The 12236-nt window shown below is 48.0% G+C and carries 8 protein-coding genes; 1 reads left to right on the top strand and 7 read right to left on the bottom strand.

Features of this window, described 5'->3' with window-relative positions:
• Positions 1-13 precede the first annotated feature (13 nt).
• From ASD24_RS26045 to ASD24_RS26020, 6 genes are all read right to left on the bottom strand, one after another.
• On the bottom strand, positions 14-1282 hold the full coding sequence (locus ASD24_RS26045) for a M20 family metallo-hydrolase (RefSeq protein ID WP_056702119.1): 1269 nt from the start codon (positions 1280-1282) through the stop codon (positions 14-16).
• Positions 1254-2702, bottom strand: coding sequence for an aspartate aminotransferase family protein (locus tag ASD24_RS26040; protein WP_082560565.1), 1449 nt, complete (start codon positions 2700-2702; stop codon positions 1254-1256). Before ASD24_RS26040 ends, ASD24_RS26045 begins: the two co-directional genes overlap by 29 nt.
• A 17-nt stretch (positions 2703-2719) precedes the next feature.
• Entirely contained in the window at positions 2720-3784 is a 1065-nt protein-coding gene (locus ASD24_RS26035; protein WP_056702117.1) for an ABC transporter substrate-binding protein, read from the bottom strand.
• Positions 3785-3863: 79 nt separating this feature from the next.
• A complete protein-coding gene (locus tag ASD24_RS26030; protein WP_235540858.1) occupies positions 3864-4805 on the bottom strand; it encodes an ABC transporter permease in 942 nt (313 codons plus the stop codon).
• Entirely contained in the window at positions 4802-5635 is an 834-nt protein-coding gene (locus ASD24_RS26025) for an ABC transporter permease (RefSeq protein WP_235540855.1), read from the bottom strand. The genes ASD24_RS26030 and ASD24_RS26025 overlap by 4 nt, the downstream gene beginning before the upstream one ends.
• Positions 5595-6416, bottom strand: a complete 822-nt coding sequence (locus ASD24_RS26020; protein WP_056702112.1) for an ABC transporter ATP-binding protein — start codon at positions 6414-6416, stop codon at positions 5595-5597. The genes ASD24_RS26025 and ASD24_RS26020 overlap by 41 nt, the downstream gene beginning before the upstream one ends.
• A gap of 439 nt (positions 6417-6855) precedes the next feature.
• Between ASD24_RS26020 and ASD24_RS26015 the strand changes: the two genes are divergently transcribed.
• On the top strand, positions 6856-9078 hold the full coding sequence (locus tag ASD24_RS26015; protein ID WP_056702110.1) for a methyl-accepting chemotaxis protein: 2223 nt from the start codon (positions 6856-6858) through the stop codon (positions 9076-9078).
• Positions 9079-9220: 142 nt separating this feature from the next.
• Here ASD24_RS26015 and ASD24_RS31465 read toward each other — a convergent pair whose 3' ends face one another.
• Positions 9221-11932 (bottom strand): S-layer homology domain-containing protein, encoded by a 2712-nt coding sequence (locus ASD24_RS31465; protein WP_056702238.1) that lies wholly within the window; start codon positions 11930-11932, stop codon positions 9221-9223.
• Positions 11933-12236 lie beyond the last annotated feature (304 nt).

Raw genomic sequence — 12236 nt, 5'->3', positions numbered from 1 at the left:
TTGGAACGCCCCCTTATGAAAATGTGTCGATAACTGTGTGACCATTACACATCTGCCGAACGGTACGGTATAAGACCTCGGTGCCCAGTGTAATATCTTCTGGCGAAGAGTATTCACTCGGATGGTGACTAATGCCATCCTTACTGCGGACAAAGATCATGCCGTAATCACACACATGTGATAATGCCAGCGCATCATGGAAAGGCCCACTCATGAGCTCGGGTAACGTCAGTCCCATCGCTTCTGCCGACGAGTGAATCGCAGATTTAATTCGATCCGCGCAATAACGCGGTTCACTGTTGGTATCGACAGTGAGCGAATAGCTCAGCCCATGTTGCTTGCTTACATCCTCCAGCAGTTGCATTAACCGGGCTTCCAGCTGATCTCTGCGCGCCATCTCCATATCCCGCAAATCTATGGTAAAGCTAACTTCCTCCGGAATAATGTTGCGCGAATCGGGGAACACCCTCAGGCTTCCTACTGTAGGAGCACTAGGATCCTCGCGTACCATCTCATCAAACGCAGCAATGACTTTGGCGCTGCCAACAAGTGCATCATGCCGCATTCCCATCGGAACCGAACCAGCATGACCTGCCATTCCCTTCATGGTCACCGTGAGCCACAATGGCCCTGAAATTCCGGTCACTACACCCACTGGCGCATCTATCGATTCCAGTACAGGCCCCTGTTCAATATGCAACTCCAGATATGTGCCAATCGCTCCAGGCGGATATACCGATTCGGCAAATTGTGCTGGGGAGCAACCGAAGGATTCAATCGCTTCTCGCCGCGTCACCCCATGCTTATCCTGTCGCTCCAGTTCGCCTTCTTCCAACTGCCCGGTTATCCCACGGGAGCCAAACAGGCCTTTATTGAACCGCGAACCCTCTTCATCACAAAAGGCTACGACCTCAATGGACATCAGAGGCTGGATCCCTTGCTCCATCAGACATTGAACAGCTTCGAGCGCACCGAGCACTCCAATCGCTCCATCATAGCGGCCACCATACGGCTGAGAATCGATGTGTGAACCCAGCATAAGTAGCGGTAGCGATGGGTCTGTACCTTCCAAGCGAGCAATCAAATTGCCAAACGCATCAAGCCGAGTGGTAAGCCCTGCCTCTTCCATCCAGAGACGAACCTGAATGATGCCTTCCATATCTTCCGGTGTCAGGGCTAATCGACAGACACCGGTATCTACGATGCGTCCAATGCGAGACAGTTGTTCAATTCGCTCATTCAGCCGAACCTGATTAATGGTGATCCCGGCAGTCGTCTGCACTTCGAACTCCTCCTTGTACAGTTATGGCTTCACCGTTCATGTCTAATGAATTTGCACCCAAATTACTTAGTGCAGTCAGTAGGCTGCCTGCAATGAGATCCAGCTCCGCTTCCGTTGTGACGAATGGCGGTGAGATCGTCAGAATATTTGCAAACCCTGGTACGGTATCCCCATTTTTACCGATGAGAATTCCATCCTTTTTACAGCTAGCAAGTACCTTCGCCACCTGATCGGCTCTGGCCGGAGAGCCATCCGCCTCAATCAATTCGATGCCACAGGCGAATCCGAAGGAGCGAATGTCACCGACCACCGAAAGCGACAAGAGCGGTTCGAGCTTCTCACGGAGCAATTGCCCCAGCCACTCAGCTTGACTAACTAGATTCTCACGTTCAATAATCTCTAGATTCGCCAGCGCTACCCGGCAAGAGACCGGATTGCCCCCGAAGGTGTTCACATGACGAAGGTGTGTATCCGCGCCAGGTTCCTTGAACAAATCGTACATGTCCGCTCTCACGGCGGTAGCCGATAATGGAGAGTACGCACTGGTCATGCCTTTCGCCATCGTCACAATATCAGGCTTAACACCGTAATTGTGATGCCCGAACTTTTGCCCTGAGCGACCAAAACCACAAATGACCTCATCGACGATCAACAGTACACCATAGCGCTCACAGATCTCCTGTACCGTGCGCATATAATCCGGAGGAGGCACAATCATGCCACCCCCTGTAATAACTGGCTCCATAATAACTGCGGCTACGGTCTCTGGCCCTTCCCAGCGTATGACCTCTTCATAGATCGTCGCGCACTCCAGCCCGCATTCGTCCTTACTCTTACCAAATGGACAACGATAACAATACGGCGGAGGTACGTGAGTGAAACCAACGCCGAGGGGTTCGTATTTGATCTTGCGAGCCGCTTGCCCCGTAGCGCCCAGTGCGCCCATGGAGTTCCCGTGATATGCACGGTGACGAGAGATGAACTTGTGCCGAGTAGGCTCACCATTCTGGTGATGATACTGACGGGCTATTTTGAAAGCTACCTCATTGGCATCCGAACCCGAGTTGGAGAAAAAGATCCGATACTCCCCCTCCAGCCAGTCATTCAACTTCTCTGCGAGCAGGATTGCCGGCTCATGACTCTGGGTCATCGGTACATAGGCGAGTGCTTTCATCTGCTCATAGGCACTTCTGGCAATTTCCTCCCGCCCATGCCCAACGTTCACACACCACAATCCGGACATCGCATCCAGATAACGCGAGCCATCCTGATCCATAATCCAGCTTCCTTCACCGCTGACGGCAATCATCGGATGATCGTTATGCGGGGAGATATGATGCCACACATATTGACGATCCTTCTCCAGCCATTCTTCTTTCGTACCCCCAAGTGGCTGAGGCTGCTGATCCACAGTGTTCATGCGTCATCCTCCTCCATTTATTTCACTGCATCTTCATAGATACTTCTCTCTAATGCTTCATCCAGATTTGCGGCTTTTTTGATCAAACCATAATTTAAGGCGATATCTGCCGTCCGTGTGAAGGACTCCTCGACGAAGCTGCCAACCTGCTGTTCGGTAAAACCCTCAGGGCGAATTAACTTCGCAATCTCTTCCAGCATGGTCACTTGGTGCTCACGAGTGGTGCTACCCTCGGTTACATTTTTCATTACGGCATCTACCGTCTCATCTTGGTTGTCGATTGCATAGTTCCAGCCTTTCAGAATGGCACGCGTAACTTTGACTGCCAGATCCCGATTGCCGTCTACCCAGTCTTTCTTCGCAATAAGGGTATCCTCCAACATGCCAACACCCGCATCCTCAATGTTGAATACATCCAAATCCGATTCCTTCACACCGCTCTCCAGTACCACATGAAATTCGTTATAGATGGTTGCTGTAGCCACATCCACCTGGTCATTGAAAAATTGATCCATCGTGAATCCCTGTTTAACCAGCTCGATATCCTTCTTAGGATCAAGACCATTCTTCTCCATGAAGGCGAGCACCTGGAATTGTTGACTACCAAACCATGTACTAACCTTCTTGCCCTTCATCTGAGTAGGATCGGTGATCCCCGCAGATTTCTTGGCAATTAATCGATAACTGCTCTTTTGCGATATCTGCGCGAGGGATACTAGCGGGAGTCCGTTATCCCGGCTGACCAGCAAGCTGTCTACCCCGGTTACCCCAACATCTGCAGCACCATTGACGACCTGTTGTTCTATGACGATATCCGGCCCTCCGGGAATAATCTCGGCATCGATGCCCTCATCGGCGAAGTAACCCTGCTCCTTGGCAGCATATATACCTGCAAACTGAGCCTGCGGTACCCATTTGAGTTGGATCTTCACTTTCGTTAAAGACTGACCCTCACCTTCTGCTTCCCCTGCACCCGCAGCAGCAGGAGTCGCAGCCGGCTTAGAATCCGTCGAACAGGCACCTAACATAGCAACAACCAGCAGCATCAACACTAGAAAACCAGGTTTTAACGGTCGGTACATGTGAAGAACAACCCCCTATTGATATGGATTTTGGGTTATGCCGATTGCATATAATATCAGGACTCTACTCGATGCCCAATCAGGGATCTGTGCGAACACGGCTCCAAGGGATCAGGCGTTTCTCTGCCAGCACCACGGCTTCATAGAGCACAATCCCAAGGACAGCGGCGATAACAATGCAAGACCAGGCAAGCGGCATATTCGCCAGTCGAATCTGATCAGAGAGCAGGTATCCCAGACCTTGAGAAGCAATGAAAAACTCCCCTACGATGGCTCCAATAATGCTGGTCGACATATTAATCTTCAATCCAGCGAACAGTGCCGGCAGGGCATGAGGTAAGCGTAGCTTGATAAAAACTTGCACTTTGCTCGCTGCAAGTCCCCCGAGCAATTCATGATACTGTGGCTGGATGGACGTTAGCCCTTTGAATAGACTGACAGCCATAGCGGCCATGGTAATGACTGCTACCACCGCAATGCGTGACCAGATTCCGTCCCCAAACCAGTTGTTCATAATCGGTGCCAGTGCAACGATTGGTATTGCGTTCAGCGCAGACATCACGGCAACTGCCGCCTTTCCACTCGTAGGAAAGAAACAGGCAACTATAGCGGCGAGTGCGCCTAGCGAAGAACCTAACAAGAAACCACCTAACATTTCAGTGCCGCTATACATCGCATAACGGAAGAGCATTTCTGCATTGTCTTTAATTGAGATCGCAATGGAAGAAGGTACAGGCAATTGATAAATTTCTAGGGAGAACATGTAGTGGAATAGCCTAAGTTGCCAGAGAAGAAGAAATATAAGTCCTGCAAGTGCTGGGAGCAGACGTACACCCATGGATCTTCCACGCAAGCGACGAGTCCATCGCCTCTCTTCGGCTTGTCCCTGTTGTTCCTGTAAGTGGGAAGCTGAAGCTGAAGTGGGTGTGATCATGGCGGAGCTGGACATGGATGTTCCTCCAGATACAACCGCCGTCACTCGATCCTCCTTATTCCGATGTTTCCATACATGATCATTCATGCAGCCCCTCCTCTCTTGGTTCTGAATTCAGGCTGCCATGGTGTTAACAAACGTTCAGCAAGGCTGATAACCAAATACGAGATCAAGCCGATGCCCATACTTAGCATGATCGTTGCCCAGAACATACCAACTTGGGCGTTACCATAGTACAGAGAACTTACCATAAGCACGCCTAATCCATCGGGAGCACCCATTAGTTCCACTACAATAGAAGAAGTTACAGCGAGCGGAGCGGCGATTTTCATCCCAGAGAATAAACCAGGCAGCGCAGAAGGCAACAAACACTTGATATACCGGGCTGACAACGAGGCTCCACAGGAACGCATGAGCTCCAGATGCTCCGGGGCAGTGCTTTTCAAACCTTTCAGCGTGTGAATGATAATCGGGAAAAAGGTAACGTATGCGGCCATCACGATCCGCGCCCACTCAGCGTTATGGATAATGCCGTATACAATCGGGGCAAGACCAATGACTGGAACCATCTGTGAAGAAATCACATAGGGCGATAATGTACGCTCCAGCCAGACGGCTATACTCATCAGGAGTGCTAGCGCTAGACCCAGAAGCGTACCTCCTGCAAAACCAATTGCCGCATTACCAAACGTCACACTTCCTTGTTCAGCCAGCGTGCCTGCATGTCGGAATAGCGCCATAACTACATCATGTAGGTAAGGTAGGCGAGATGATGCCTGTTGAGGGGACATGGATGCATGGAGTATCCAGGCGATGCCTTCCCATAACAGGAGTAAGAGAATAATCCAGATCGCGATCCAAGAACGATAGCCAGGTTTATAAGAGCGCAGAGGCATCAGACGGATCACGCTCCTCATAGAAACAATTGCGAATCGTCGTTATCATTTGATAGAAGGCTTCCGTTTCCCTCAGTTCACGATTACGTTCTGAGGGCAATTCAACATGATGTATGGAATGTACCTGACCCGGATGTGCAGAGAGAACGATAATCCGGTCTGATAGGAATACAGCTTCAGGGATACTGTGTGTAACAAAGAGGAAGGTCTTGCCTGTGGAACGCTTAATATCGAGCAGTTCTAATTGCAATTTTTCTTTGGTGAATTCATCCAAGGCGGAGAATGGTTCATCCATGAGTAACAATGGTGGATCAAGCGCAAGTGCTCTCGCAATCGACACCCGCTGCTGCATTCCCCCACTAAGCTGCCAAGGATAATGGTCAGCAAATCGGGTGAGACCGACTAGCTCAAGCAGTTCAGCACTCATGCGCCTGCATTCCTTCTTACTCGTACCGAGTAGCTCCAGCGGTAATTCTACATTGTGGCGCACCGTGCGCCAGTCGAACAGAGCGGGGGTCTGAAATACGATGCCGAACTGTCGCTGTAACCTTGCTTTTCCTGGCTCAGCCCCGGCAATACGGACAGAACCGGACGTGGGCTGGAGCAGATCGGCAACCAGTCGCAATAAGGTAGATTTGCCGCAGCCGGATGGCCCTAGCAAAGAGACAAATTCATTGGAACCGATGCGAAACGAAACATCTGACAGTGCCGTTACCTGTTGTGTTCCAGTTCCAAAAACAACGGACACATGATCCACTTCAATGTGGCAGACATCTGGAGCAGGAACGTTTATGGAGGACATAGGCATTCTCCTTTTCGCGGAAGTGATCTTCTTATCGCACTCAGGGTGAATGGGAGGTTATTGAACCGAGTCGTGTTCACGAACATTACAGATTTACTGGTTAGGTAATACTATATAACATTGAGCGAGGATTACATTATACAGACTGTTTTTAGAATAGGCTTGTTCATGTTACAGAGTGTAAAGTGAGGCAAATATGGAGGAGAGGTTACCTAACAAGGATATAACTCAATCATGAATATCAACTGTTAGAGGATCATCATGCCTGAAGCAGTCCTTATTTCATATTTCAAAAACGTATATTATTTGCATTTTTTGAATGAATATTCGGAAAATCCAGCATACACCCTCGTATTCTTGGTGATTTTCTTGTATAAGACTTATATAGAGAGAAAGAGAGAGAGAAGCGTTCACATTCAACAATCGGGGGGTGTTTGGCGTGTTTGACTGGCTCGGGTGGAAAAAGGGTTGGCCGCTGTGGCGGTCGTATCGGTTAAACGTACATATCAAGGAAGACGTAGAACAGATATTTGAAGGAATTGCCGAAACACGACGTCAGCTTCTCATGGACTGGGCGGATGAACAATGGGATCACCTGGATCGATTATTGCAGCAAGTTCAGTCACTTCAACCCCAAGAGTTGTTACAAGGTTCGCAGCCTCTAAGCAAACTAAGCGTATGGTTCAAGGGAAGTTATGCAAGAGCAAAAGATTGTACAGAGCTTTTTATGATGAATGAGCAAAACGAGGTTGTATTCTCTACGTATCCGAAGCATATTGGAAAGGTCTACAGCCACACCGATGAATGGTTTGAACCAGGCATACGCTATGCCAGAGCAGATATCAAGGGAAGAAAGTGCCTCTATGGCCCTTACTCTGATCCACTCACCCTGGAGATTGGCGCGCGTTCGTCTTCTTTTCATGATGATGTCACACTGATGTTTGTTGCTCCCATCGTACACGAGGGACGCTATGTTGGAGCGCTATGTAGCCGTATTCCGAACGATGTATTAGGCGATTTAATTCAAAGAGAGTCAGGCCATATCTATCCGGATTCAGGTGATAACTACATTTTCATGGCGGAATCAACGATACGGCCGCATCTGCAGCCCGGAACAGCTCTATCCCGTAGTCGATTTGAGGATCGAACCTTCACTCACGGAGAAAATCTCAAAGACGGCGTCACAACTGAATGGGGGACTGTCTCCGTTAAGGAACATACCGAGCTTGAACTTTTATTCACCGATCCTTCCACTGGAAAATTACATCCCGGGGTGGAAAATACGATTCAACATGGCTCTAACTTGTTCGTTGCCTTTCCCGGCTACTCCGATTATCGTCATATCCCTGTCATCGGTAAGGGGATTACGTTTCAGCTTCCACACTGCCCAGACCGCTGGGGTATGATGTGTGAGGGGGACTTGGAGGAAGTGTATCAGGTTCGGAACATTGGCTGGCGCCAGTTCAAGCTGCACAGTCTGTGGATTACGTTGTCGGCAATCCTCGGGGCTGTTCTCGTTTACGCTCTCTCCGGCAGTGGATGGAGCGCAGGAGCTATCGCCGCTTTCAATCTCATATGCGGGTTATTCGCAGCAAGCCAATTGCAGCGTAAGCAGTATAGCCGTGTGCATGAGGACATGCGACGTATTAGTGGGTTTATTCGAATCAATGCCGAGGGCAAAGGAGATCTGACCCAGCGCCTGGATACGTCCACTTTTGCTCAGGATGAAACCGGTGAACTGGCGAAATGGATCAATAATATGATCGATTCACTTGAAGCGATCATGCTCAAAGTTCAGCTGGCTACCGTGGATGTGATGGACAATCAATATCAGATGCGGACATCAACAGAAACGACACAAGGCACGACAGAACGTGTCAATCGTAAGCTAAGCTTCATGATTCAAGGTATACGTACACAGCTTGAGGATCTAGATCAAGCTAAGATTGCCGCAGATCACATGCGTCATACGCTGCACCAGCTTGAAGCTAGTGCAACAGCACAAATTCAAGTTGCCCAGCAAGAAGTAGAGCGTATCGGTGACAAAATGGTTCAGATCTCTGGAGCCGTGTCCGATACCAATCGCACCATCTTGTCTTTTATGGATACGATGCAGGATATCTACCGTGCACTGGCTGTCATTAATGAGATCTCGGCTCAGACCAATCTACTGGCATTGAACGCTTCTATTGAAGCAGCTCATGTTGGAGAGCATGGACGCGGCTTCGCTGTTGTCGCTGGGGAGATACGCAAGCTCGCTGAGTTGTCCCGTTCCTCAACAGAAGATATTCATCACATTCTGAGTAAAATCTCTACAGCAGCTAACACAGCATCCCAATCCATCCGAGAAGGAGATCAGGTTCTTACGGAAGGAACTACTCTCGTGCAGGCAGCCTCACAGTTATTGCAAAGCGCCACCGCGGAAGATGCTGAGCGAACACAAGTGGTTGATGAGGTCGTTATGCTCATGGAGAACATCGCAGCGATCAGCCATCAAAATCGCTCTACTTCTGCCGAGGTTGAGACGGAGATGCGGGAGCTTCTGCACGATATGTTACAGGTACAGCATTCTTCACGTGATGTCGAAGTCATTACTTTATTTTTGCAACAGGTGGTAGGACAGTTTCAGTTAACTCACCACCAGTCGAATACAAGCCTTTAATAATTGAACCGAGCAAACTTACGAGGATACAGAAAAGAGCATCTGCACATCCTTCATTGTTGTGATCCTAATAACAATAAAGGAAATGGCAGATGCTCTTTGTAACAACTAATGAGCTACTTAGATCAGATTAAATTAGATGTTATTTAGCAACAACATGTGCAATGACACGATTATCTTCGTACGAGACAGTAACCTCATAACCGTCAGCAGTTACACGATCGAATTCACCGTTAATTCCATTGGCAGTAATCAAAGTAATGTCTTTGGAGCCTTCAATTTTGTAGTTAGACAGATCAAGATTGAGGGTTCCTCCATCCAGATACAGCTTCTTGCCGACATGAATCGCATTAAGATTATTCTTCACAACAATGTCGAGCGTTCCATTATCCACGGTAAAGTTACGATTCAAGTTGAGTGAACCATCCACATCTACAACAACCGCTCCATTTTCCAAATACAGATCACCTGTACCAAATGCCATTGTGGATTCAGCTTTCAGTGTTCCGGCCTGTACCAGAGTTCCACCTGTATAGCTGTTTTTCCCTGTCAATGTAAGTGTTCCTGTACCCTTCTTAGTTAACATACCAATGCCAGAGATATTATTTCTCCACCAGTCCTCTGCATTGAAACGTCCTTTGGAAGCATCCATATCTACAATGACATTGCTTAAGAATGCACCATAACCATCCGATGCTGTTACCAGATCCAATCTACCCCAGCCCTTAGACTCGTCTAGTACAGGGTAACCGGAATCAATGGATGTCGTATACAACACTTCTCGACGTTGCTCATCCGTCAGATACGGTTGGCGAGTCTCCAGCAGCGCTTCGGCTCCCAGCGGCACAACAGGCGCTAGACCTTTTGTCCCTGTCTGTGGCAGACCATACGTCATCTTCTCTCTATAGAAAGCTTTGTTCGCGTCATGATCTTCCCATTTCTTCTCGTCGTATGCACTCTTAAAGTTGTAGTCCTCTGTTACCGTGTGCGCATATTCATACAGACTCATATTTTTTTCTTTAGCTAATGCACCAAATACTTCTCCTGCATTTTCATATGCCTTATCCAGCACTTCTTGATTCTCTTTTTTATTAAACGCATATGCTGTCATCGCCGTAGCTTGGATCCGAGCACCAATTACATCAAGTGGGGAGTGCATGCCCGTGATGACACGGTTCTCACCCATCTGCGCTGCTCTCGTCAACAATTCGGAGAATCGTTCAGGCGTAGCGTAAGCAAATGGAAGTACGGACAAGTATGACGCGCTTGTATGTCCACTTGGGTATCCTCCGTCTTTTCCTTGTCCATCCTCAGCAATTCTTCTCACATAACTTAATGCAGGAATAAGTTTCACATTGCTCTCATACTGCTGGACATGCTTCTCTCCTGATGCTTTCGTTCCTCCGGATGGCAGCGGCTCTTCTTTGGCTTCGCCCTCACCCAGTGTTTCCCATACAGGCAGTCCCTTGCTATCAACGACCTCTTTCACTTCTCCGTTCGAATTCATTCTCCACGGTCTTGGGGAAGAGAAGAAGTATTTTGCCGGATTGGATGAAGCAGGTGTTTTGAAACGAACCAGATCCACTAGAGCTGCCATGTCAGCAAGCTCTGTTTTGGACCAATCACTTCCAAGGCCTTGGCTTTCATCTTCCACCGTTTCTTCTTTCAGATCAACATTCATCTCATCCGTGCTTCGTTCAATACTCGTCACCGGCTTAATGATGTCCACATATGTGTTAGCCAGCGGGCCAAAGCCTTCCATCATACTGTAGATTTTATCGCGCTGGTCATCGTAATAGGCCGCTAACGCCTCTTCATCGGTACGATTTTGCGTTACATCTTCAACGTATTTGATATTGGCAACCCACGTTGCTTCGTTGCGAATCTCTACATTCGCAAAAGTTTTCTGATCTGCAACGGGTACGGTTGGATCATTTTTGAAGCCGTCATAATATGGAGTCGGTCCATCACCATACTTCGCTACTTTATCGCCAGCACCAGGCTTCGTCTCTGCTGTTCCATCTCTCCACTCCGGTTGGTTGATGGACCATACTTGTTCGAAACCGTCCAAAATATCGATAAATGGATTCGTTGCTACAACATTTTTGAGTGTACCGTCATCTGCATTGCCTCCATGCTCGACTGCAGATAAACGAGCTTCATCCGCAGGAGGAGCTACATTCAATACGTTGGCTGTCCCCTTAGGCTTAGCTGGTTTGATCGCTGTATTCGAATCGATGTCCTGCGCATTCACCAATGCACTTACAGCTTCTGCACGTGTGATGGAACGAAGTGGTTTGAAGCTTCCATCTGCATATCCAGCAATAACTTTGGCTGCTGCCGCTCCACCTACAGCCCCTTTGCTCCAATCTGCGATAGAGGATGCATCACTAAACGTATTAGCTGCCTCTTCATTTAGTTCGAGATTCAGAATTCCTGTAATAATTTTGGCCGCTTCTTGACGTGTAATTGGATCTTGCGGCTTCATCGTACCATCCGTATAACCATCTATATATCCAGCGGCATTCGCTATAGATACCGCTTCGTAATACCATGCTTGGTCAGAAACATCGTTATAGTTAATTGTAGCTTGTCCTGTGTATCCAAAAGCCCCATTCACCAGATTCATAAATTCTGCTCTAGTAATATACGCATTCGGTTTGAATGAATGATCCAAGTAACCTCGAATTAATCCCTCATTACCCCAAGCTTGAATGTTCGCTTCCGCCCAGTGTCCTTTAATGTCAGAGAACTGAAGTTTCTGGTCAGCTGCATAACCCCGATCCGCAAACGTCGGACTTACCAAAGACAACATTAGAAGTAATGCGAGTGATTTTTTAAGTGGTTTTCTCATGGCCTGCAATACACGCTCCCATAATCGTAATTATTTTGACTACCGCACCAGCAAATGATGAGAAGTGTTCCATCTAGATGTCTGATATGCCGTAACATTAGCATCTGGGGGCGCCTGGCATCTATAGAACAAATTCCGTTTTATATCAAATCCGTACGTTTTGGAGCTTTTTTTTCAAAAAAATAGAGAGAATCCTACAAACGTCATCTATACTGTAGTTGTTTGTAAAATCTTTTTAAATTGTAGGTAAATTTTCAGAGGTAAGTTTGTTAAATTTCGATCAACATGATCTCTCGTCCGGCGG

The organism is Paenibacillus sp. Root52 (assembly GCF_001426865.1).
Lineage (GTDB): Bacteria > Bacillota > Bacilli > Paenibacillales > Paenibacillaceae > Paenibacillus.
The sequence above is the reverse complement of the archived record's forward strand: the minus strand, read 5'-3'. Positions and strand labels throughout refer to the sequence as shown.